Below are 22,583 nucleotides of genomic sequence, written 5' to 3'. Positions count from 1 at the left end.
ATTAAGTGGGACTGGATTTTCTTTGATGCCGATGAAACGCTGTTTACGTTTGATTCTTTCACCGGCTTACAGCGGATGTTCCTTGACTATAGCGTCACCTTTACCGCTGAGGATTTCCAGGATTACCAGGCCGTGAATAAGCCGCTATGGGTGGATTATCAGAACGGCGCGATTACCTCATTACAATTGCAGCACGCGCGCTTTCAAAGTTGGGCTGAACGGCTAAACGTTGCGCCGGGGCTGCTGAATGACGCTTTTATTAGTGCGATGGCAGAGATCTGTTCTCCTTTGCCGGGCGCCGTTTCGCTACTTAATGCGATTCGCGGGCAGGCTAAAATCGGTATTATTACTAACGGTTTTACCGCGCTACAACAAACTCGTCTGGAGCGCACCGGGCTGCGCGAGTATTTCGATCTGCTGGTGATTTCCGAGCAGGTTGGCGTCGCGAAGCCCGATCCGAAAATCTTTAACTACGCCCTGGAGCAGGCGGGGAATCCTGACCGCTCGCGCGTATTAATGGTTGGCGATACCGCGGAGTCCGATATTCTTGGCGGCATTAACGCCGGACTGTCGACCTGCTGGCTTAACGCGCATCATCGCGAGCAGCCCGCGGGTATTCATCCAACCTGGACTGTGGCGTCATTAAGCGAACTGGAGCAGCTCCTGTGTAAACACTGATTGCCTCCCCCAGGTTGATGGGTAAAATAGCCGCATTTTTCGTATTCAACATGCGTGGTCAAACGCCGCGCTTACTCAAGAAGATTTGACTATGACGTTGTCTCCTTATTTGCAAGAGGTGGCCAAACGCCGCACTTTTGCCATTATTTCTCACCCGGACGCCGGTAAAACCACCATTACCGAAAAAGTGTTGCTGTTCGGACAGGCGATTCAGACCGCCGGTACGGTAAAAGGCCGTGGCTCCAGCCAACATGCAAAATCTGACTGGATGGAGATGGAAAAACAGCGTGGTATCTCTATCACCACCTCGGTGATGCAGTTCCCGTATCACGACTGTCTGGTGAACCTGCTGGACACCCCGGGGCACGAAGACTTCTCCGAAGATACCTACCGTACTCTGACGGCGGTGGACTGCTGCCTGATGGTGATCGACGCCGCAAAAGGTGTTGAAGACAGGACTCGTAAGCTGATGGAAGTTACCCGTCTGCGCGATACGCCAATCCTGACCTTTATGAACAAACTCGACCGTGACATCCGCGACCCGATGGAGCTGCTGGATGAAGTGGAAAATGAGCTGAAAATCGGCTGCGCGCCGATCACCTGGCCGATTGGCTGCGGCAAGCTGTTTAAGGGCGTTTATCACCTTTATAAAGATGAAACTTATCTGTATCAGACCGGTAAGGGCCACACCATTCAGGAAGTGCGCATCGTTAAAGGGCTGAATAACCCGGATCTGGATGCCGCCGTGGGTGAAGACCTGGCGCAGCAACTGCGCGACGAGCTGGAACTGGTGCAGGGCGCGTCTAACGAGTTTGATGAAGAGCTGTTCCTGGCAGGGGAAATTACTCCGGTATTTTTCGGTACCGCGCTGGGTAACTTTGGCGTTGACCATATGCTGGATGGTTTAGTGGCGTGGGCGCCCGCGCCGATGCCGCGTCAAACCGATACCCGCACAGTGGAAGCCTCGGAAGAGAAATTCACCGGTTTTGTCTTTAAAATTCAGGCCAATATGGACCCGAAACACCGCGACCGCGTGGCGTTTATGCGCGTGGTTTCCGGTAAGTATGAGAAGGGCATGAAGTTACGCCAGGTCCGTACCGGCAAAGATGTGGTGATTTCCGACGCGTTAACATTTATGGCGGGCGATCGTTCGCACGTTGAAGAAGCGTACCCGGGCGATATTTTGGGTCTGCATAACCACGGCACCATTCAGATCGGCGATACCTTCACCCAGGGCGAGATGATGAAGTTTACCGGTATCCCGAACTTTGCGCCGGAACTGTTCCGTCGTATTCGCCTGAAAGATCCGCTCAAGCAGAAGCAGCTACTGAAAGGGCTGGTGCAGCTTTCTGAAGAGGGGGCGGTGCAGGTATTCCGTCCCATCTCCAACAACGATCTGATTGTCGGCGCCGTGGGCGTTCTGCAGTTTGACGTTGTTGTCGCGCGCCTGAAAAGCGAATACAACGTTGAGGCGATTTATGAATCCGTCAACGTGGCGACGGCGCGCTGGGTGGAAAGCGCCGATGCGAAGAAATTCGAAGAGTTTAAGCGTAAGAATGAAACGCAACTGGCGCTGGATGGCGGCGACAACCTCACCTATATCGCCCCAACAATGGTTAACCTGAACCTGACCCAGGAACGTTACCCTGACGTTCAGTTCCGTAAAACGCGCGAACACTGATCCCTTTCCGGGCGCGGCATCCGCCGCGCCTTCGTACTTTCCCTGCCTTTTTAACCGCTTACGGAATGTTCTTAAATCCCGCGTTTTTTCTCCGATCTGCCTGTTTTTTATACGCACCGACAAGCGATTTTAAAATTGTGATCTATATTTAACAAAGTGATGACATAAATGTCGGCTTTAATGCCTGTTCAATGCGTGAATATGAGAGCTTAAAGCTGAGATTTGTTTTAGTCACGATATTAATAACTGAAACGGAAGGGTGGCAGGCGACGCGTCGTTACAAATTCACGAATGTGATGCCAGTCATTGACTTCAGAAACCGGTGAGTTTCACCGCATTCAGCAATGCAACCTCGTGTTGCCTGAGCTCAAATTACGAGCAAACTATACAGGACAAAATCGATGACTATGACAAGACTGAAGATTTCTAAAACTCTGCTGGCCGTAATGTTGACCTCTGCTGTTGCGACAGGTTCTGCCTTTGCAGAAAACGCAACAACGGACAAGGCGCAAAGCGGAACCGAAACCGCAGGGCAAAAAGTCGATAGCTCTATGAATAAAGTCGGTAACTTCATGGATGACAGCGCTATCACTGCGAAAGTCAAAGCTGCGCTGGTAGACCATGACAATATTAAAAGCACCGATATTTCTGTCGAAACCAATCAGAAAGTCGTCACCCTGAGCGGCTTTGTAGAAAGCCAGGCGCAGGCTGAAGCCGCCGTGAAAGTGGCGAAAGGCGTAGAAGGCGTGACCTCCGTTAGCGACAAACTTCACGTTCGCGACAATAAAGAAGGTTCCGTGAAAGGTTATGCCGGCGATACGGCCACGACCAGTGAAGTCAAAGCCAAGTTGCTGGCGGACGATCTCGTCCCTTCCCGTAAAGTGAAAGTGGAAACGACCGATGGCGTCGTACAGCTCTCCGGTACCGTTGAAACTCAGGAACAAAGCGACCGCGCTGAAAGCATCGCGAAAGCCGTTGATGGCGTAAAAAGTGTTAAAAACGATCTGAAAGTTCAGTAATTCGTCGTAATTCGTCCTCCCGACGTTTGTCGGGAGGCGTAATGTGCACCACACTAAAAATATCGCGAATGAGTAGCCTGAGCGCTCATATTTAGCGGTCGACATTAACTATGGTAAAGGAGAGGCTTATGTTTCGTTGGGGCATTATATTTCTGGTTATCGCGTTAATTGCCGCCGCATTGGGTTTTGGTGGACTGGCTGGTACGGCTGCCGGCGCGGCGAAAATCGTCTTCGTCGTCGGGATCGTGCTCTTCCTGGTCAGCCTGTTCATGGGCCGTAAACGACCCTAGCAGGCATCTGTAAAGATATATTGCTATCAAGCCAGTCCAGCGGACTGGCTTTTACGGTTTTAGCCGTTAACGTTTTGCGTTACCTTGTCAGCCTGGAAAAAAATGAAAAACAGGAAGGCAGAGGTGGGCCAGCGAATACCGGTTACGCTCGGCAATATTGCGCCGTTATCATTAACACCGTTCCGGCCAGGCCGTATGGCGCTGGTCTGTGAGGGCGGGGGGCAGCGGGGTATCTTTACCGCAGGCGTGCTGGATGAGTTTATGCGTGCGCAGTTTAATCCTTTCCATCTCTACTTCGGCACATCAGCCGGTGCGCAAAATCTCTCGGCGTATCTCTGCAACCAGCCCGGCTACGGGCGTAAAGTTATTATGCGCTATACCACCAGGCGCGAATTTTTTGATCCGCTACGATTTGTACGCGGAGGAAACCTTATTGACCTCGACTGGCTGGTGGAATCCACCGCCGCCCGGATGCCGCTGCAAATGGATACCGCAGCGCGCCTGTTCGACAGCGGAAAATCCTTTTATATGTGCGCCTGCCGGGGGGATGATTACACGCCGGGCTATTTCTCGCCGACAAAACAAAACTGGCTTGATATCATTCGCGCCTCCAGCGCCATACCGGGTTTCTACCGTACCGGCGTTACGTTAGAGGGCATCAACTATCTGGACGGTGGCATTAGCGACGCCATTCCGGTTCAGGAGGCGGCAAAGCGGGGGGCGAAAACCATTGTGGTGATCCGCACCGTACCCTCGCAAATGTATTACACGCCGCAGTGGTTTAAGCGTATGGAGCGCTGGCTGGGAGAGAGCAGTCTACAGCCGTTGGTCAACCTGGTGCAGCATCATGAAACGTCCTACAGCGCGATCCAACAATTTATTGAAAAGCCGCCGGGTAAGCTGCGGATCATTGAAATTTATCCGCCGAAACCGCTGCACAGCATGGCGCTGGGCAGCCGTATCCCGGCGCTGCGTGAGGATTACAAAACCGGGCAATTATGCGGGCGTTATTTCCTTGCCACCGTTGGTAAATTGCTCGCCGCAACGCCGCCTCTCCTGCGCCATACGTCGCGGATTGCCGTGCCGGAAACGGTGGTCGTGCCTCCGGCGCCGGTGGCCAATGATACGCATGTGGCGGAGGTCATTAGCGCGCCGCAGGCAAACGACACCACATTTACCGACGAGGATCTGGCGTGAGCTGGCGCTTTATCGATACGCATTGCCATTTTGATTTCCCGCCCTTTACGGGCGATGAGCGCGCCAGTATTCAGCGTGCCTGTGAGGCGGGCGTTGAAAAAATCATCGTGCCGGCGACCGAGGCGGCTCACTTTCCCCGCGTGCTGGCGCTGGCGGCGCGTTTCCCGTCGCTTTATGCTGCGCTGGGATTACACCCCATTGTGATTGAGCGTCATGCCGATGACGATCCTGATAAGCTGCAACAAGTGCTGGCGCAACAACAGAACGTCGTGGCGGTAGGCGAGATTGGTCTCGATCTTTATCGCGACGATCCGCAGTTCGCCAGGCAAGAGCGATTTTTAGACGCGCAACTACAACTGGCAAAACGCTACGATCTGCCGGTGATCCTGCACTCGCGGCGCACGCATGACAAACTGGCGATGCACTTAAAGCGCCAGGATCTGCCGCGAACCGGTGTGGTGCATGGTTTTGCCGGCAGTCTGCAGCAGGCCGAACGCTTTGTGCGACTGGGCTATAAAATCGGCGTCGGCGGCACCATCACCTACCCGCGCGCCAGTAAAACCCGTGATGTTATGGCGCGGTTGCCGCTGGACGCGCTGTTGCTGGAGACCGATGCGCCGGATATGCCGCTAAAGGGGTTTCAGGGGCAGCCGAACCGCCCGGAGCAGGCGGCGCGCGTATTTGATGCGCTCTGCGAATTACGTCCGGAGCCCGCAGAGGTGATAGCCGATACGCTGTATCGCAATACCATTACCTTGTTTCGGCTCTGATGGCATCGCAGCCGCCGTCCGGCAGGCGACGCTTACAAATATAGCGCCGGCAAAATCAGCTTCGCCACCCCACGCGCGCGCAATCCGTCAGCCAGCCGTTCCACCTCTTGCGGCGTCGCGCCTGGCCAGGCCTTCGCTTCGCCATAGACGCCGTGCGCATGAAAGGCATTCAGACGCACCGGAACCTCGCCCAGCGAAGTAATAAACGCCGCCAGTGAATCAATATGCGCCACATAGTCCACCTGACCCGGGATAACCAGCAACCGCAGCTCCGCCAGTTTTCCCTGCGCAGCAAGAAAGCGGATACTGTGCTTAATATGCGTATTATCACGTCCGGTCAGACGGTGATGACACTCGCTCTTCCAGGCTTTCAGATCGAGCATTACGCCGTCGCAAACCGGCAGTAGTTTCTGCCAGCCGGTCTCGCTTAACTGACCATTACTGTCCACCAGGCAGGTCAGCCGTTGTAACTGCGGATCGGCTTTGATCGCTGTAAATAGCGCCACAATAAACGGTAATTGCGTGGTCGCCTCTCCGCCGCTGACGGTAATACCTTCAATAAACAGCGATGCTTTACGAATATGACGCAGCACATCGTTCACGCTCATGGTCTGCGCCATTGGCGTTGCCTGCTGTGGGCACATTTTCAGGCAGGTATCGCACTGCTCGCAGATGTCCGACCGCCATACCACTTTCCCGCCATCAACGCTGAGGGCGTGGTGCGGACACTGCGATACGCATTCCCCGCAGTCGTTACAGCGTCCCATCGTCCACGGGTTATGGCAATTCTTGCAGCGCAAATTGCAGCCCTGTAAGAATAATGCCAGGCGGCTGCCTGGCCCATCGACGCAGGAAAACGCAATGATCTTACTGACTAAAGCGCATCTGTTGTTCATGGCTGACTACGCGTGGCTGTCGTTCCAGGATGCGGGTATTACGTGCGGCTTCTTCTCCCAGCCAGGTGGTATTCGTGCGCGAGCCTTCGGCGCGAAATTTCGCCAGATCCGACAGGCGCACCATATAACCGGTGACGCGCACCAGATCGTTGCCGCTGACATTGGCGGTAAATTCCCGCATCCCGGCTTTGAACGCGCCAAGACAAAGCTGAACCAGCGCCTGCGGATTACGCTTGATGGTTTCGTCCAGCGTCAGAATGTCGCTGATCCCGGCATGATAAAAGGCATGGTGCGGCGCGACGGTTTGCAAATGGGTGATAGGGTCCGGTTCATCGCCATACGGCAGACGTGCGCCCGGCGTAGTGCCAATATCGGAACTGATGCCAGACTGGGCATGGAGCAGCGCCCGTTGCTTCCAGCCATACTTCACTGGCGTATTTTCGACGAAATCCGCCAGTTGGGCGCTGATACGGTAGCCCAGCTCGTTCGCCGTTTCATTTTTGCCATAACGGGCGTTCAGGCCCGCGTTTTCGCACAGCAGGTTCACGGCTTCCGCCAGCCCGTACATACCGAACATCGGCGCAAAACGTTCAGGATCGATCAAACCTTCCTGTACAAGAAAGCTATTCTCAAAGAAATGTGACTTTTCATAGAGGAATTCACATCGTGAATTAATGATGGCGATCTGCTGTCGGCAGTAGTGCGGTAGCGTACGTGAAAAGAAGTCATCGACAGACGTACTGCGTTCTGCCACGGCTTTCAGGTTGAGACGTACCAGCGTACTGCCGCCGCCGCCAAGCGGTAGCGAGTTATAACAACTGACGATGCCATAATGGCCTTTTGTGAAAATTTTATCATTTACAGGGCCATTGGAAATGTGTGGCTTACTACATTCGCAAATGTTTTTGGCGACCTCCAGCAGCAGATCGTCCGGCGTAATTTCCGCATCGTAGATAAACGTCAGGTTAGGCGCCACCTGCTTTAGCTCGGCATCAGCGCGCAAAATCGCTCGTGTGACAGGCGTATCGGCAGGGCCAATATTGGCATGCATAAAGGCGTCTGGCAGCGTTCTGTCGAGATAACGCCAGAAACGTTTTATTCGAATATCGATCGCATCTTGTGTTAGAATTCTAACATACGGTTGCAGCAACGCATCAAGCTGGCCGAGATAAACCGGCATGGACGTCACGGAAGGAACGTGATGATACAGAATGGTGAGTAGGGATAACGCATCATCCAGATCTTTCGCGCCTTCCAGTTCCAGCCACTGTGAACCGTTAGCCAGAAATCGGGCGTAATCGGGCAACACGTAGCGCGGTTTGAAGGGGGCGTGCCCCTCAAACATATCGCAAATGACGCCTTCATCCAGCGCCTGGCGGGCATCTTCCGGCAGGGGGGGATAAGGCAGGGCGTTTTCAGCTTCCAGCGCCAGAAAATGGCGTTTTTGTTCAGGCGTGAGCACCGGGCTGGTCACAATTTGCTGGCAACGCTGCTGGAGCGCAGTTTCGCATGAGGCAGGCATCTTCGTTTCCTCTTTATGCCGGGACGATGCGCTATTGTAGAAAACGGCGGCAAACCGACTTTGATCCTGATGCGCTTATCGCTCGAAGAACAGACGGTGACGGCGGGATAATTTGATTCAGATCTCATTACAGTAATGCAAATTTGTACGTAGTTTTCATTAACTGTGATGTATATCGAAGTGTAAACGCGAGTGAATGTTAGAATATTAACAGACTCGCAAGGTGAAATTTTATACGGCAATGCCGTTGGAGAATGTCATGACTGATTTAAAAGCAAGCAGCCTGCGTGCGCTCAAACTGATGGATCTGACCACTCTGAACGATGACGACACCAATGAAAAAGTGATCGCGTTGTGTCATCAGGCAAAAACCCCGGTCGGGAATACGGCGGCGATTTGTATTTACCCGCGTTTTATCCCGATTGCGCGTAAAACTCTGAAAGAACAAGGTACGCCGGACATCCGCATTGCAACGGTGACTAACTTCCCGCATGGCAATGATGACATCGATATTGCGCTGGCGGAAACCCGTGCGGCGATCGCCTACGGCGCTGACGAAGTGGACGTGGTGTTCCCGTACCGCGCGTTGATCGCCGGTAACGAGCAGGTGGGTTTTGACCTGGTAAAAGCCTGTAAAGACGCTTGTGCCGCAGCGAACGTATTGCTGAAAGTGATTATCGAAACCGGCGAGCTGAAAGAAGAGGCGCTGATTCGTAAAGCCTCTGAAATCTCCATCAAAGCCGGTGCGGATTTCATCAAAACCTCTACCGGTAAAGTGCCGGTAAACGCTACGCCGGAAAGCGCGCGCATCATGATGGAAGTGATCCGCGACATGGGCGTTTCCAAAACCGTTGGCTTCAAACCGGCGGGCGGCGTACGTACGGCGGAAGACGCGCAGAAATTCCTCGCGATTGCAGACGAACTGTTTGGCGCTGACTGGGCAGATTCTCGTCACTACCGCTTTGGCGCATCCAGCCTGCTGGCAAGCCTGCTGAAAGCGCTGGGTCACGGCGACGGTAAGAGCGCCAGCAGCTACTAAGCTCTGATTTGCCGGATGGCGCTGCGCTTATCCGGCCTACAAATCCAGGCCTGTAGGCCGGATAAGGCGTTAGCCGTCATCCGGCGATGTAAGCCTTCTACTCTTTTCCCTCAGGAGGGTACCGTGTTTCTCGCACAAGAAATTATTCGTAAAAAGCGTGATGGTCATGCGTTGAGTGACGAAGAAATTCGTTTCTTTATCAATGGTATTCGTGACAATACTATCTCTGAAGGGCAGATTGCCGCCCTGGCGATGACCATCTTCTTCCACGATATGACCATGCCGGAGCGTGTTTCGCTGACCATGGCGATGCGGGATTCCGGTACTGTCCTTGACTGGAAAAGCCTGAATCTCAATGGCCCGATTGTCGATAAGCATTCGACCGGCGGCGTAGGGGACGTGACGTCTCTGATGCTGGGGCCAATGGTAGCGGCCTGTGGCGGTTATGTGCCGATGATCTCCGGTCGCGGCCTCGGACATACCGGCGGTACGCTCGACAAACTGGAAGCGATCCCGGGCTTTGATATCTTCCCGGACGACAACCGTTTCCGCGAAATTATTCAAGACGTGGGTGTGGCGATTATTGGGCAAACCAGCTCGCTTGCACCGGCGGACAAACGTTTTTACGCCACCCGCGATATTACCGCGACGGTGGACTCTATTCCGCTGATCACCGGTTCCATCCTCGCCAAGAAACTGGCCGAAGGGCTGGATGCGCTGGTAATGGACGTCAAAGTCGGCAGCGGCGCGTTTATGCCAACCTATGAACTTTCTGAAGCCCTTGCTGAAGCGATTGTCGGCGTGGCAAACGGCGCGGGAGTTCGCACTACGGCGTTGTTAACCGATATGAACCAAGTGCTGGCTTCGAGCGCCGGTAACGCGGTGGAAGTGCGTGAAGCCGTGCAGTTCCTGACCGGTGAATACCGCAATCCGCGCTTGTTTGATGTCACTATGGCGCTATGCGTGGAGATGCTGATCTCCGGCCAGCTGGCGAAAGACGACGCCGAAGCGCGTGCGAAATTACAGGCGGTGCTGGATAACGGTAAAGCGGCAGAAGTCTTTGGTCGTATGGTGGCCGCGCAGAAAGGGCCGAGCGATTTCGTTGAGAACTACGATAAATACCTGCCGACCGCCATGTTGAGCAAAGCGGTATATGCTGATACCGAAGGGTTTATCAGCGCAATGGATACGCGTGCGCTGGGGATGGCGGTCGTCTCGATGGGCGGCGGCCGTCGTCAGGCGTCTGATACCATTGATTACAGCGTTGGCTTTACCGACATGGCCCGTCTGGGCGACAGCATCGACGGGCAGCGCCCGCTGGCGGTGATTCATGCCAAAGACGAAGCCAGTTGGCAGGAAGCGGCGAAGGCCGTCAAAGCGGCAATTATCCTTGACGATAAAGCGCCAGCAAGCACACCTTCGGTCTATCGTCGAATTACTGAATAGTTGTATACTGATCTGATCAATTATTTTTGAAGCACTAAGTACGGAGAAGATATGAAACGTGCATTTATTATGGTGCTGGACTCATTCGGCATCGGCGCTACTGAAGACGCGGATCGTTTTGGCGACGTAGGTTCCGACACTCTGGGCCACATCGCAGAAGCTTGCGCCAAAGGCGAAGCTGACAATGGCCGTAAGGGCCCGTTGAATCTGCCTAACCTGACTCGTCTGGGGCTGGTGAAAGCGCATGAAGGCTCTACCGGTAAAATTGCCGCCGGTATGGACGGCAACGCGGACGTTATTGGCGCATACGCATGGGCGCACGAACTGTCCTCCGGCAAAGATACGCCGTCCGGCCACTGGGAAATCGCCGGCGTGCCGGTACTGTTCGACTGGGGCTATTTCAGCGACCACGAAAACAGCTTCCCGCAGGAACTGCTGGATAAGCTGGTGAAACGCGCCAACCTGCCGGGCTATCTCGGGAACTGCCACTCTTCCGGTACGGTCATTCTGGACCAGCTCGGCGAAGAGCACATGAAAACCGGCAAGCCGATTTTTTACACCTCCGCTGACTCCGTGTTCCAGATTGCCTGCCACGAAGAGACCTTTGGCCTGGATAAACTCTACGAGCTGTGCGAAATCGCCCGTGAAGAGCTGACCGAAGGCGGCTACAACATTGGCCGCGTGATCGCGCGTCCGTTTATCGGCGACAAGGCCGGTAACTTCCAGCGTACCGGCAACCGTCACGACCTGGCCGTAGAACCGCCAGCGCCGACCGTGCTGCAGAAACTGGTCGATGAAAAACAGGGCCACGTGGTGTCCGTCGGTAAAATTGCCGACATCTACGCCAACTGCGGCATCACTAAGAAAGTGAAAGCGACCGGTCTGGACGCGCTGTTCGACGCGACCCTCAAAGAGATGAAAGAAGCGGGCGATAAAACCATCGTTTTCACTAACTTCGTTGACTTCGACTCTTCCTGGGGCCACCGTCGCGACATCGCGGGCTACGCCGCAGGCCTGGAGCTGTTTGACCGCCGTCTGCCGGAGCTGATGGAGCTGGTGGGGGAAGATGACATTCTGATCCTGACCGCTGACCACGGCTGTGACCCGAGCTGGACTGGTACTGACCATACCCGTGAGCACATTCCGGTGCTGATCTACGGTCCGAAAGTCAAACCGGGCTCTTTAGGTCACCGTGAAACCTTCGCGGATATCGGCCAGACGCTGGCGACCTACTTTGGTACATCGCCAATGGACTACGGTAAAAACATGCTGTGATACCTGTTGTCTTTCGCGCTGTAGATGCGTTGACTTCATTCGCTCACCCCGGTCACATAGTTCATCTATGCTCCCGGGGATTCACGAATTCGTCGCCTTCCTACAACGCGAAATCCTTAGGGTATTTCACTGTTTTGACACACATTTTGTAGACCTGATAAGGCGTAGCCGCCATCAGGCAATAACAACAAATTTAAAGGGAACTGAAGATGGCAACTCCACATATTAATGCAGAAATGGGTGATTTCGCTGACGTCGTATTGATGCCGGGCGACCCGCTGCGTGCGAAGCACATTGCTGAGACTTTCCTCGAAGATGTCCGCGAAGTGAACAACGTTCGCGGCATGTTAGGTTTCACCGGGACTTACAAAGGCCGTAAGATCTCCGTGATGGGCCACGGTATGGGTATCCCGTCCTGCTCCATCTACACCAAAGAGCTGATCACCGATTTCGGCGTGAAGAAAATCATTCGCGTCGGCTCCTGCGGCGCTGTGCGCATGGACGTCAAACTGCGCGACGTGGTGATCGGTATGGGTGCCTGCACCGACTCCAAAGTGAACCGTATCCGTTTTAAAGATCATGACTTCGCGGCTATCGCTGACTTCGACATGGTACGTAACGCGGTTGACGCGGCGAAAGCGCTGGGCGTAGACGCGCGCGTGGGCAACCTGTTCTCCGCAGACCTGTTCTACTCTCCGGACGGCGAAATGTTCGACGTGATGGAAAAATACGGCGTACTGGGCGTAGAGATGGAAGCGGCGGGCATCTACGGCGTTGCGGCTGAGTTTGGCGCGAAAGCGCTGACCATCTGCACCGTGTCCGACCATATCCGTACCCACGAGCAGACCACTGCCGCTGAACGTCAGACGACCTTCAACGACATGATCAAAATCGCGCTGGAATCCGTACTGCTGGGCGATAAAGAGTAAGATTGTGAAGGGGGCCAGAGCAGGCCCCCTTCATCGTTTATTTCGTCAGCACTTCCCACTGTAAATTGCTTTCCAGCATGACCGTATCGGTAGAATGTGTAAATTGATTATCGTTCAAGACAGGTGTTAATGTCAGCGTGACGTTCATCATTTTCCCACTGACCTGCTGGTTATTATCCATCGCGATGATACCGTTGTTATTATGTAGTAACAGACTATCCAGGGCACTGTCATTGGGAGCAAAGCTCACTCTATCAAGGGTACTGGCAATAGGATAACTTTTACCATCTACTATCATCTGACTAACACGTACGGCGAGACCACCGTTATTTCCAAAATAAAATCGTCCCTTTTCCCCCGCTGAGGCCTGCACAAAAAGAGCAATATTCTGGCTTTCTGGGCAACTCACACTAACGTGAACCTCCTGTGAAGACATTTGATTCCAGCCTTGCTGAGAATTGACGATATCATCTTGCTTAAGCCAGCCAAAGCTGACGTTTGGCGAAGAGAACGTTATTTGGCAGTCATCGTCGGCTCGGGCTGATGGAGGGAGTAGTGCGGTGAAGAGACAACATATAGCAATCCCCAACCATTTGCTGTTGGATTTCATTGACAGACTCCCTTTGCCGTTTCATAAAATGCCTCTTTATCCTGGGTTTTCTGCAGCGTGTAGTGGATGCGACACAGACGATTCATATCATCATCAGCGGCATATAACGCAGGATTATCCCCAACATCGGTGATAAATACGCGTCCGCTGTCGACAGCGCTGACCAAATAGTTATTTTTTTCATCTACAATGCTGGTGCCTTTAGGTAGCCATGAGCCGTCCGGACGCTTTACTGTCAGCATCACACGGCGTGTATTCAGCACGTTGAAATCCAGTACCCGAAAAGCGCTGTGCGCGACGGTAATATTCTTAATACCGTTTGCCAGTTCCATGCTCTTTGGTAGCGTATTCGCATTAACCTCTACGCGGGATTTCCGCCATTCAGTTAGCCCCGGAATGACGGCCTGCCCCCAGCGGTCAGTCCAGATTCGCCCCTGTGGCGTGGCGATTTCAATGCCGCTTTCTGGTTCACTCAGGCGTGCGATAGCAAAGGTATTTTTGATGGTGTAAGGCGAGAACGTTATGCCATGTTCGTGTGCAGCGATGCCTCCGCTGAAGGTTGCGTTATAGTTGCGGTAATTATCGCCATCAGTGCCGCCGCCCACGCTGAGTTGAGTGTAATGGAGATTGCTATTGAGATTACCGTTGAAGCTATTTTGCTGGTTTTTTGCATCACGATCCGCAGAAATATAGTAATGGGTATCTTTACTTAGCGAACCATTATTTTGTAGCCCGTAGGTTGTTTTATCACCTTGATTACGCATATAAGCGCCGACGCGCTGCTCACCTAGTGGAATGCTGATGTTGATGTAAAACATATCATCATCATTACTGCCGTTATGATTCTCATCATCCTGATTAACAGCGTGCTGCCAGTTAGCGGTAATTGAGGCATATTTAAATGTTTTGCCCCAGGAAGCCATTATACTGCGAGAGTCGTTGTTATTATCCGTAGCCTGATAAGTGTAATAACCCAGAGAGAAGGTACCTAACAGATTATGGTTCCAGGCGATATTAGCACTGGAGCTACTTTGGTATTCGTAAGCATCTTTATTGAGCGCATCCGTTAACTCACGGTATCCGTCGCTGTAGCGGGCGGTACTGACGTCAAGGCTAATTTCCCCGGGCAGCGCCATGCTGGCGCGTAGTTCACTTTTCGCACCCTGCAGAGATTCGCCGAAGGACGCTTTACTGCCCAGCATTGAGCCGGAAAACGTCCATTTGTTGGTTGGAAGCCATTGCAGCATACCTCCTGCCGCTTGATAGTCTTGTGCCAGTACGCCAGACGCCTGCGCCAGCCAGTTTTCACTCAGTTTCCAACCATCGCTGATGTTATAGATCCAGGGGAGAGAATAGTCGCTGGTGGTATCACGTACGCGCCCTATGGACATTGTCAAGCCTGCGGGCGTGAGTTCGCGTAAATTAAAAGATACTGCCGGCACCGTGAAGGTTGTCGTTGAGCCATCGGTTTCAACGACGCTGACGTTAAGGTCGGTATTGCTGCGTATGATGGGGACATTTTCAAGGGTAAATGCCCCAGCGTTCACTGGTGCGGTATAAATAATCTGTCCGGACTGACGAACTTCAACGCGAGCCTGGTGGGTTCGGGCAATACCGTTAATGGTTACGCCTTGTGTATCCTGTGCCAGCCCTTGTTCAGGGATAAGCTGTACGCCGTTGATCGGCGCGCCACTGAATAGACTGGAGTTGACGTTGATCTGCCCAACTTGCGCACGCTTTTTTTGTGCCTGAAATACGTGCTCCGCATAGGTATATAGACTATCGGTACGGTATTCTCCATCATTATTCGTCAGCATGTAGCGGCTGCGCAGCGTCCATTCCGCGAAGTTTAAGCCAGCTTCAAGGTTTGCCTGGGCATAGTTTCGGCTATCGCTACCGGATGACTCGCTGCGACTGGCGTACAGGTTATAGTTAAATAACCCGGCGGTGCCGCCTTTAATCACGTTGTTTAGCGAGAGTAAGTTATTATCCAGAGCCTGCGCCGGAACAAAAAGCTCCAGCGATTCACTGTTTGGCAGTGGGGTAATAATCGCTGAGGGATAATCTTCTTGTAGGCTATGGCATGTTTCTTTGGCGCTGATATTAAGCGGTACGAGCCCGCTGGCGCTGAGGAAATCGTCATCCACGCAAAGTTGGCCTTCTGTGTCGAAACGCGCGACCAACGACCCTCTATTTACGCCATTGATCTTTACCATGACGGTGTGGCTGCCTGGTAGAAAACGCGGCGCACGGGAAAAATATTGTGCCACGTTGGGGCTAATGCCTCTGGAGGTGAGAATACCCATGTCAAAATTCAGCTCCTCCGCCAGAGCCGAAAACGTCGTGGTCGCCAGTGAGCAATAAAGCGCAGTTTTGATGTATAGCGGCAGTTTTAAATACTTCACGTGCTAGCTCTCATCACGGCACCAGCGGTGAGGTAAAGCTGGGGACTTCAATGCCGTAACGGCTGGCAGGGTAAAAACGTACGGATGTATCAGCAGCAAGGGGCGTTTTTATACTGACGTTCAATGTTTCGCCGGGCAGAATATAGGTTTTTTTAATCGTGCCTTCGCCCCCGGAAGGTAAGAAGGTAATATTTTGGGCTAAACGTACAACGTAGGGAGACGGATTTTTGACGTTGATTGTTTGTCCGTTTCTGGACCAGGTTAATAATTTCCAGGCATCAGTAACGACCGGTAGATTTTTAGGACGAATTAATACCGGCAAATCCTGGCGTAGATTAAAACCTATTTTCATTCCCTTATTGGTAGATTTCGGAGGAATACCTTCAAACGTGACGCGTTTATAGTGCTCGACGGTGAGCGGTTCCGTGCTTTCCATAATAAAGCGTAGTTGCTGCTGCTGGCCTGCTTCAACGCGAACAACCGGTTGAGTGACATCCAGTTTCACACCATTGTCGTCAGGTAAATCAACGACGGTGGTATATAACAAAGCCGGATTGCTGTCGGTGTTTTTAACATTCATTACGCCGCTGTGTGTGGATTCTTCAATCACCAGTAGCGTAGTTTCCGGTACCATGCCGGCAGCGTTAGCCTGTGAAAAGAGTGCTGAAAAAACAAAGGGGACGCTGAGTAATAATAATGGAAGTTTAGTCACTGCTGGCATCAGAATTAGTCCTTTAATTTTAATCTGTCTCCCCATAATAAGGGAGACAGATCAATAACCTTTTTATACGGTCTGGATCAGAGATATTTAAGCGTGATGGTTGCCTGACCATCCAGAACAGTATCATCAGTAATGGCCAGCGTTGCAGTATCCTGAATGGCCAGTGAGGTTTTCAGCGGGAAAATGGCAAGAGTATACGGAACTGGTTCGGTGGTGCCTTTTGTAGCAACGGTAAACATTTCCATATTGCCGTTTTTGATAATCCCGGTGGTGGACTTCTGCCAGACTGGGCTATCAACGGTTCCTGAGATAGCGTCAGATTTTACACCGTCAGCGGTAACGTTCGCGGTATCGGTATAAATAGAGAACGCGCCGATTTTTACACCTTCGGTTGTTTTGCCAACGCCGTAGGACATTGTGGTATCAGACACCGTGCCATTAGTCATATTGCCATTGGCTATGGAGATAACGGATGCGCCTGGGTGGGTGTCCGCACGGTCATCGGTAATAGTCCAGGCTGCTTTGGTTGCAGACGGACAAGAGATACTCAGAGAGACATCTTTAGTGCCCAGTTGGTTTACATCGGTTGCGGAAAGTGTGGCGAGGCGGATAGTACCGTAATCAACCACGCCGCCGTCGCTGAGTTCTGGGGTACAACCGCCAACAATCAGTTGACCGGTGACTTTTAATACGGCGGTGGTGTCAGCATTCACGCTGGTTGTAGCAAAGGCTGCTGCAATTGCAGTAATAAGCAAAATTTTTTTCATTATAGTTCCATTAAAGAGGTGTTGAATATTCCATGTGAATGCTGGAGTTACAGATATACGAGTGTAAAGGTCGCCTGACCATCAAGCGTGGTGTTATCGGTAATAGCCAGTGTGTCCGTTCCCTGTATAGCGGCAGCTACGCGTATAGGAAATGTTGCGGTGGTAAAGGCGGCGGGGCCATTTTCATCGCCGACACTATATGTAGTGACAGTTGGAAATGTATTTGTAATCGCAACGAATTCGTTTCCTGCGATAGCCCAGTAATCTGGATTATTACTACTTGCCACTACCATTTTCGTCTGAACTCCATCGGCGGTCGCATTATTCAAGTCCATAGAGAGGCCGTATGAACCAATGTTGATACCACCTGCTGTTTTACCCAGACCTAGCTGATAGTTTGGTATTCTATTGTTCTGATGTCTAAATGTTGCGTCATCGATAGTCAATGATGTTACCGAATCGGGATGATTATCGGTAGCGGTCCAGCCAACTTTTGACGGTGCAAGACACTGAATGGTGATTGTTATATCTTTGTATCCCAGTTGATTCGTCTCAGTTGGCAGCAGATCGCTAACGGCCTTAGTACCGAAATCTACAACTCCACCATCACTTAACTCTGGTATACATGCGCCGTTGGTTAAAACGCCAGTCAGTTTTAATACAGCAGTGGATTCAACCGCTTGCGCTGAAGTTGATAATCCTATTACGACAGAGGTCGCTATTAATAATTTTTTCATCAGTAATCCCTAACGATTAAGTATATTTCCAAAGAACATGTAATGCGCGCCGGGATTCTATGAAGAGAATGATAGGTTGTAAATTTAATAAAATTAAATCTTGCTTAAGAAAAACTTTAATCATCAGTGGTGATGATAAATGGTTTATAATTCGCTGGGTTTATGAAGTGCGGGGAAATAATATTAATTTTAAAGATTATAGTAGTTGGCGAGTGTGTTTTAACTATTTGTGCTATTCACTCATTTTTCAGAATATGTTGTTATGTTTAAATAATATCAGAGACACATTCATCTCTCTGATATTATTCATTTAGCGCACTGCTCTGGCAATCCACGCCGATAATTCCCGCAGTTCTTTTTCCTGCTCCGGGAAATCAATCAGCAGCGCTTCGCACGCCTGTTGCAGCATATCCGCGCGGTATAAACACCCTTGCAGTCGCCCCGCCAGCGCTTCCAGCGGTGCCGGGTTCAGGCTATCGGTAAACGCCTGTGCGCGGGTGATATGACCTTTCTCGACGTCAAAATGCAGCTCGACGCCGCCCCAGGTGAAACGTTCGTCCAGCAGATGGCTGAACGCCGGTGCCTGGCCGAAATTCCACTCCCAACTGCTCTGGCGCGCAAAGGTTTCGGCAAAATTCGGCAGATCCGGCGTTTTATCCGGTGAAATCACTTCCGCGTCGACGCGTTCGCCGTAATGGGCGAAAAAGGCTTCCGTGACCGCCTGGCAGACCTGTTCATGGGTGATACCCGGTAATAGCTCGGTAAGATTAGCCACGCGGGAGCGAACGGAGGTAATCCCTTTCGCCGCAAGTTTCTTTTTATCGGGATTCAGATAGTTCGCCAGACGGCTGAGGTCGGCGTTCAACAGCAGCGTACCGTGATGGAAGCCGCGATCTTTGGTTTCGCGATAGGCTGAACCGGAGACTTTGCGATCGCCGTCCGGCGTTTTTACGACCAGATCGTTGCGTCCCGAAGCATCGGCCATGACCCCCAGCGAATTCAGCGCCGCGAGCACAATATGGGTGGAGATGGTTTTATCGTATTCCGGTTTACCGGCCATAAAGGTAAAGCAGGTATTACCGAGGTCATGGAATACCGCGCCGCCGCCGCTGCTACGGCGGGCCAGACGGACGTTATCTTCTTCCATACGCCGCGTATTACACTCTTTCCACGGGTTTTGCGCGCGTCCAATCACCACCGTATCCGCGTTGCGCCACAGGAACAGCACGCGCTGGGTGGCGGGCATCTGGCGGAAAATGCACTCCTCGACCGCCAGGTTAAACCAGGGGTCATAAGAGTCAGAAATAAGCAGGCGTAATGTAGTCATGGTGGTTTTCCTTACCTTTATTAAGCCGTCATTTTACTCTTTTTCCTCACGCTCTTCCTCTTCCGGAACAGGCTTGCTGGCCGTTAACAGGAAGGGCGACTGCTGCCAGCGGGTGCGTTTACCTTGTAGCAAGGTGCGCGTCAGCACCACGCCTATCGCCAGCGAGAGTAGCAGCATCAGGCGTAGAATGTTGGTGGTGTTATCGACCTGCTTTGCTTCGGTGGCCAGCGTGTGGGTATCCAGCGTCAGACGCAGGTAACCCAAGGGGCCGTTTTTCCCCTGGATAGGCTCGACAATTTGTTGGTTAAAATAGCTGCCCGCTTTTTTGCCATCCAGCGCCAGCCTGTCGCGCACATTGACGCTTTCGCCAGCGCGAGTAATAAGATCGCCCTGTTCATCATAGACGCCGGCATCCAGAATACGGCTCTCTTGCGTGAGCTGACGCAGCACGGCGTTGATGCGATTTTCATCCGGTGTTTCGCTGCGCATCAGCGGGGCGATGTTGAGCGTCACCTGGCGCGCCAGCGTGCGGGCCAGCTCTTCCAGCTGCGGGTTGCGCTGTCGCTGGTGGTTTTGACTAAACCAGGACGCGCCCTGCATGAGCGCGACGAGCAGTGTGAGACAGAACAATACAATGACTGCACGATGCAGCCGAAATTTCAGTTTTGCGCGAGCCATATTCCACCTGCTGAAAATTTGAGGCTTAATGTTGCCAGAAGCGATGGTTACAAGGTAGCCTCATGCGTTATTTTCCGCGGGGCGGTTACCGGCCTGAACGATTTACAGGAGCTTTAATGCCTAACATTACCTGGTGCGATCTGCCTGAAGATGTCTCTTTATGGCCTGGTTTGCCTCTTTCTTTAAGCGGCGACGAGGTGATGCCTCTGGATTACCATGCAGGCCGCAGCGGTTGGCTGCTGTATGGGCGCGGGCTGGATAAGCAGCGTTTAACTCAATATCAGACCAAACTGGGCGCCGCAATGGTGATTGTCGCCGCCTGGTGCGTGGAGGATTATCAGGTCATTCGTCTGGCGGGGTCGCTGACGCCGCGTGCGACGCGGCTGGCGCATGAGGCGCAGCTGGATGTCGCGCCGCTGGGTAAAATTCCGCATCTGCGCACACCGGGGCTGCTGGTGATGGATATGGATTCCACGGCGATCCAGATTGAGTGTATCGATGAAATCGCGAAGCTGGCCGGTACCGGCGAGAAGGTGGCTGAAGTGACAGAGCGCGCGATGCGCGGCGAGCTTGATTTTACCGCCAGCCTGCGCAGCCGCGTGGCGACGCTGAAAGGCGCGGATGCCGATATTTTGCGCCAGGTGCGCGGGAATCTGCCGCTAATGCCAGGATTAACGCAGTTGGTACTAAAACTGGAAGCGCTTGGCTGGAAAATCGCTATCGCCTCCGGCGGCTTCACTTTCTTCGCCGACTATCTGCGTGACCAGCTACGCCTGACGGCGGCGGTCGCCAATGAGTTGGAGATCATGGACGGTAAATTTACCGGTCACGTTATCGGCGATATTGTGGATGCTGAGTATAAAGCCAATACCTTGCTTCGTCTGGCGCAAGAGCATGACATCCCGCTGGCGCAGACGGTGGCGATTGGCGACGGCGCTAACGATCTGCCCATGATCAAAGCGGCAGGGTTAGGTATTGCCTTCCATGCCAAGCCAAAAGTAAACGAAAAGACGGAGATTACGATCCGCCACGCTGACCTGATGGGCGTGTTTTGCATTCTCTCCGGCAGCATGAACCAGAAATGATTAACCTGCCCAATGGCCAGGCGACCGTAGGCCGGATAAGCGCCAGCGCCATCCGGCAACAGCGTTAACGAAAGAGGTAAAACGTGGCAAAAGCTCCCAAACGCGCCTTTGTTTGTAATGAATGCGGGGCCGATTACCCGCGCTGGCAGGGGCAATGCAGCGCCTGCCATGCCTGGAACACCATTACCGAGGTGCGCCTTGCCGCATCGCCGACGGTGGCGCGTAACGAACGTCTGAGCGGATACGCCGGCAGTGCGGGCGTATCAAAAGTGCAGAAACTGTCTGACATCAGTCTTGAGGAACTGCCGCGCTTTTCTACCGGTTTTAAAGAGTTTGACCGCGTGCTGGGCGGCGGGGTGGTACCCGGCAGCGCCATTTTGATTGGCGGTAATCCCGGCGCGGGCAAATCAACGTTGCTGCTGCAAACGCTGTGCAAGCTCGCCGAGCAGATGAAAACACTGTACGTCACCGGCGAAGAGTCGCTACAGCAGGTGGCGATGCGCGCGCACCGTCTCGGCCTGCCGACGGCGAATCTGAATATGCTCTCCGAAACCAGCATCGAGCAGATCTGCCTGATTGCCGAAGAAGAACAGCCGAAGCTAATGGTGATCGACTCTATACAGGTGATGCATATGGCGGACATCCAGTCGTCGCCAGGCAGCGTCGCCCAGGTGCGCGAAACGGCAGCCTACCTGACGCGCTTCGCCAAAACGCGCGGCGTGGCGATCGTGATGGTCGGCCACGTCACCAAAGACGGATCGCTGGCGGGGCCGAAAGTGCTGGAACACTGTATCGATTGCTCAGTATTGCTCGACGGCGACGCCGATTCTCGTTTCCGCACGCTGCGCAGCCACAAAAACCGCTTTGGCGCAGTCAATGAGCTGGGCGTCTTCGCCATGACCGAACAGGGGTTGCGCGAAGTGAGCAATCCGTCCGCCATCTTTTTAAGCCGTGGCGATGAGGTCACTTCCGGCAGTTCAGTGATGGTCGTCTGGGAAGGTACGCGACCGTTGCTGGTGGAGATTCAGGCGCTGGTCGATCACTCGATGATGGCGAACCCCAGACGCGTGGCGGTCGGTCTGGAACAAAACCGTCTGGCAATCCTGCTGGCGGTGCTGCACCGACACGGCGGTCTGCAAATGTCGGATCAGGACGTCTTCGTCAACGTGGTCGGCGGCGTGAAAGTCACCGAAACCAGCGCGGATCTGGCTTTACTGCTGGCGATGGTCTCCAGCCTGCGTGACAGGCCGTTGCCGCAGGATCTGGTGGTGTTTGGCGAAGTGGGGCTGGCAGGCGAGATTCGTCCGGTGCCGAGCGGGCAGGAGCGTATTTCCGAGGCGGCGAAACACGGTTTTCGTCGGGCGATTGTGCCTGCCGCCAACGTACCGAAAAAGCCGCCGGAAGGAATGCAGGTGTTCGGTGTTAAAAAGCTCGCAGATGCGTTAAGCGTGTTTGACGACTTATAATTCTCTGTATGTAGTGATGTTGTATAATTTGCCGGATGGCGATGC

General features: G+C 53.1%; 21 protein-coding genes. 12 read left to right on the top strand and 9 right to left on the bottom strand.

Annotation, left to right across the window (positions count from 1 at the left end):
- The 6 genes from yjjG (at position 1) to NBA72_RS12345 (ending at position 5,635) form a co-directional block, all read left to right on the top strand.
- Positions 1-678, top strand: a complete 678-nt coding sequence (gene yjjG, locus NBA72_RS12370; RefSeq protein ID WP_000870686.1) for a pyrimidine 5'-nucleotidase — start codon at positions 1-3, stop codon at positions 676-678.
- A gap of 91 nt (positions 679-769) precedes the next feature.
- Positions 770-2,359: a peptide chain release factor 3 gene (prfC, locus tag NBA72_RS12365; RefSeq protein WP_000175965.1), complete on the top strand. Its 1,590-nt coding sequence runs from the start codon at positions 770-772 to the stop codon at positions 2,357-2,359.
- Between the two features lie 401 nt (positions 2,360-2,760).
- Complete coding sequence (osmY, locus tag NBA72_RS12360) at positions 2,761-3,378, top strand: molecular chaperone OsmY (RefSeq protein WP_000178963.1); 618 nt, start codon at positions 2,761-2,763, stop codon at positions 3,376-3,378.
- A 128-nt stretch (positions 3,379-3,506) separates the two neighbouring features.
- Positions 3,507-3,668 (top strand): DUF1328 domain-containing protein, encoded by a 162-nt coding sequence (locus NBA72_RS12355; protein ID WP_000490276.1) that lies wholly within the window; start codon positions 3,507-3,509, stop codon positions 3,666-3,668.
- A 123-nt stretch (positions 3,669-3,791) separates the two neighbouring features.
- Positions 3,792-4,865, top strand: coding sequence for a patatin-like phospholipase family protein (locus NBA72_RS12350; protein ID WP_000531540.1), 1,074 nt, complete (start codon positions 3,792-3,794; stop codon positions 4,863-4,865).
- Positions 4,862-5,635 carry a metal-dependent hydrolase gene (locus NBA72_RS12345; protein ID WP_042947758.1) on the top strand — a complete coding sequence of 258 codons (774 nt, stop codon included), beginning with the start codon at positions 4,862-4,864 and terminating at the stop codon, positions 5,633-5,635. The genes NBA72_RS12350 and NBA72_RS12345 overlap by 4 nt, the downstream gene beginning before the upstream one ends.
- 32 nt (positions 5,636-5,667) lie before the next feature.
- On the opposite strand, the gene NBA72_RS12340 is transcribed toward NBA72_RS12345, so the two are convergent.
- Positions 5,668-6,531, bottom strand: a complete 864-nt coding sequence (locus tag NBA72_RS12340) for a YjjW family glycine radical enzyme activase (RefSeq protein WP_042947756.1) — start codon at positions 6,529-6,531, stop codon at positions 5,668-5,670.
- Entirely contained in the window at positions 6,503-8,053 is a 1,551-nt protein-coding gene (locus NBA72_RS12335) for a YjjI family glycine radical enzyme (protein ID WP_001111671.1), read from the bottom strand. Before NBA72_RS12335 ends, NBA72_RS12340 begins: the two co-directional genes overlap by 29 nt.
- 259 nt (positions 8,054-8,312) lie before the next feature.
- Between NBA72_RS12335 and deoC the strand changes: the two genes are divergently transcribed.
- The 4 genes from deoC (at position 8,313) to deoD (ending at position 12,742) form a co-directional block, all read left to right on the top strand.
- Positions 8,313-9,092 (top strand): deoxyribose-phosphate aldolase, encoded by a 780-nt coding sequence (gene deoC, locus NBA72_RS12330; protein WP_001519713.1) that lies wholly within the window; start codon positions 8,313-8,315, stop codon positions 9,090-9,092.
- A 123-nt stretch (positions 9,093-9,215) separates the two neighbouring features.
- The gene (deoA, locus tag NBA72_RS12325; protein WP_000477838.1) at positions 9,216-10,538 is read left to right on the top strand and encodes a thymidine phosphorylase; all 1,323 of its coding nucleotides are present in this window, start codon (positions 9,216-9,218) and stop codon (positions 10,536-10,538) included.
- A 51-nt stretch (positions 10,539-10,589) separates the two neighbouring features.
- Positions 10,590-11,813 (top strand): phosphopentomutase, encoded by a 1,224-nt coding sequence (gene deoB, locus NBA72_RS12320; protein ID WP_000816454.1) that lies wholly within the window; start codon positions 10,590-10,592, stop codon positions 11,811-11,813.
- Between the two features lie 209 nt (positions 11,814-12,022).
- Entirely contained in the window at positions 12,023-12,742 is a 720-nt protein-coding gene (gene deoD, locus NBA72_RS12315) for a purine-nucleoside phosphorylase (RefSeq protein ID WP_000224864.1), read from the top strand.
- A 37-nt stretch (positions 12,743-12,779) separates the two neighbouring features.
- On the opposite strand, the gene NBA72_RS12310 is transcribed toward deoD, so the two are convergent.
- From NBA72_RS12310 to NBA72_RS12280, 7 genes are all read right to left on the bottom strand, one after another.
- Positions 12,780-13,352, bottom strand: coding sequence for a membrane protein (locus NBA72_RS12310; protein ID WP_017441766.1), 573 nt, complete (start codon positions 13,350-13,352; stop codon positions 12,780-12,782).
- The gene (locus NBA72_RS12305; protein ID WP_042947752.1) at positions 13,349-15,757 is read right to left on the bottom strand and encodes a fimbrial biogenesis outer membrane usher protein; all 2,409 of its coding nucleotides are present in this window, start codon (positions 15,755-15,757) and stop codon (positions 13,349-13,351) included. The genes NBA72_RS12310 and NBA72_RS12305 overlap by 4 nt, the downstream gene beginning before the upstream one ends.
- Before the next feature lie 13 nt (positions 15,758-15,770).
- On the bottom strand, positions 15,771-16,478 hold the full coding sequence (gene stjC / locus NBA72_RS12300; protein WP_001112028.1) for a fimbrial biogenesis chaperone StjC: 708 nt from the start codon (positions 16,476-16,478) through the stop codon (positions 15,771-15,773).
- Between the two features lie 77 nt (positions 16,479-16,555).
- Positions 16,556-17,245, bottom strand: coding sequence for a DUF1120 domain-containing protein (locus tag NBA72_RS12295; protein ID WP_042947751.1), 690 nt, complete (start codon positions 17,243-17,245; stop codon positions 16,556-16,558).
- Between the two features lie 47 nt (positions 17,246-17,292).
- Entirely contained in the window at positions 17,293-17,982 is a 690-nt protein-coding gene (locus NBA72_RS12290; RefSeq protein ID WP_023181324.1) for a DUF1120 domain-containing protein, read from the bottom strand.
- A 310-nt stretch (positions 17,983-18,292) separates the two neighbouring features.
- Complete coding sequence (lplA, locus tag NBA72_RS12285; RefSeq protein ID WP_042947750.1) at positions 18,293-19,309, bottom strand: lipoate--protein ligase LplA; 1,017 nt, start codon at positions 19,307-19,309, stop codon at positions 18,293-18,295.
- A 33-nt stretch (positions 19,310-19,342) separates the two neighbouring features.
- Positions 19,343-19,987: a YtjB family periplasmic protein gene (locus tag NBA72_RS12280; RefSeq protein WP_000090067.1), complete on the bottom strand. Its 645-nt coding sequence runs from the start codon at positions 19,985-19,987 to the stop codon at positions 19,343-19,345.
- A gap of 116 nt (positions 19,988-20,103) precedes the next feature.
- Between NBA72_RS12280 and serB the strand changes: the two genes are divergently transcribed.
- Both serB and radA read left to right on the top strand, forming a co-directional pair.
- Positions 20,104-21,072, top strand: coding sequence for a phosphoserine phosphatase (gene serB / locus NBA72_RS12275; protein WP_001132983.1), 969 nt, complete (start codon positions 20,104-20,106; stop codon positions 21,070-21,072).
- Between the two features lie 83 nt (positions 21,073-21,155).
- Complete coding sequence (gene radA, locus NBA72_RS12270) at positions 21,156-22,538, top strand: DNA repair protein RadA (protein WP_001029710.1); 1,383 nt, start codon at positions 21,156-21,158, stop codon at positions 22,536-22,538.
- Positions 22,539-22,583 lie beyond the last annotated feature (45 nt).

Source organism: Salmonella sp. NW1250 (genome assembly GCF_051812965.1).
Lineage (GTDB): Bacteria > Pseudomonadota > Gammaproteobacteria > Enterobacterales > Enterobacteriaceae > Salmonella > Salmonella enterica.
The sequence above is the reverse complement of the archived record's forward strand: the minus strand, read 5'-3'. Positions and strand labels throughout refer to the sequence as shown.

Coding starts and splice junctions, on each gene's coding strand:
- prfC (WP_000175965.1), top strand. CDS start 770: ATGACGTTGTCTCCTTATTTGCAAGAGGTGGCCAAACGCCGCACTTTT.
- osmY (WP_000178963.1), top strand. CDS start 2,761: ATGACTATGACAAGACTGAAGATTTCTAAAACTCTGCTGGCCGTAATG.
- NBA72_RS12355 (WP_000490276.1), top strand. CDS start 3,507: ATGTTTCGTTGGGGCATTATATTTCTGGTTATCGCGTTAATTGCCGCC.
- NBA72_RS12340 (WP_042947756.1), bottom strand. CDS start 6,531: ATGAACAACAGATGCGCTTTAGTCAGTAAGATCATTGCGTTTTCCTGC.
- NBA72_RS12335 (WP_001111671.1), bottom strand. CDS start 8,053: ATGCCTGCCTCATGCGAAACTGCGCTCCAGCAGCGTTGCCAGCAAATT.
- deoC (WP_001519713.1), top strand. CDS start 8,313: ATGACTGATTTAAAAGCAAGCAGCCTGCGTGCGCTCAAACTGATGGAT.
- deoB (WP_000816454.1), top strand. CDS start 10,590: ATGAAACGTGCATTTATTATGGTGCTGGACTCATTCGGCATCGGCGCT.
- deoD (WP_000224864.1), top strand. CDS start 12,023: ATGGCAACTCCACATATTAATGCAGAAATGGGTGATTTCGCTGACGTC.
- NBA72_RS12310 (WP_017441766.1), bottom strand. CDS start 13,352: ATGAAATCCAACAGCAAATGGTTGGGGATTGCTATATGTTGTCTCTTC.
- stjC (WP_001112028.1), bottom strand. CDS start 16,478: ATGCCAGCAGTGACTAAACTTCCATTATTATTACTCAGCGTCCCCTTT.
- NBA72_RS12295 (WP_042947751.1), bottom strand. CDS start 17,245: ATGAAAAAAATTTTGCTTATTACTGCAATTGCAGCAGCCTTTGCTACA.
- NBA72_RS12290 (WP_023181324.1), bottom strand. CDS start 17,982: ATGAAAAAATTATTAATAGCGACCTCTGTCGTAATAGGATTATCAACT.
- lplA (WP_042947750.1), bottom strand. CDS start 19,309: ATGACTACATTACGCCTGCTTATTTCTGACTCTTATGACCCCTGGTTT.
- NBA72_RS12280 (WP_000090067.1), bottom strand. CDS start 19,987: ATGGCTCGCGCAAAACTGAAATTTCGGCTGCATCGTGCAGTCATTGTA.
- serB (WP_001132983.1), top strand. CDS start 20,104: ATGCCTAACATTACCTGGTGCGATCTGCCTGAAGATGTCTCTTTATGG.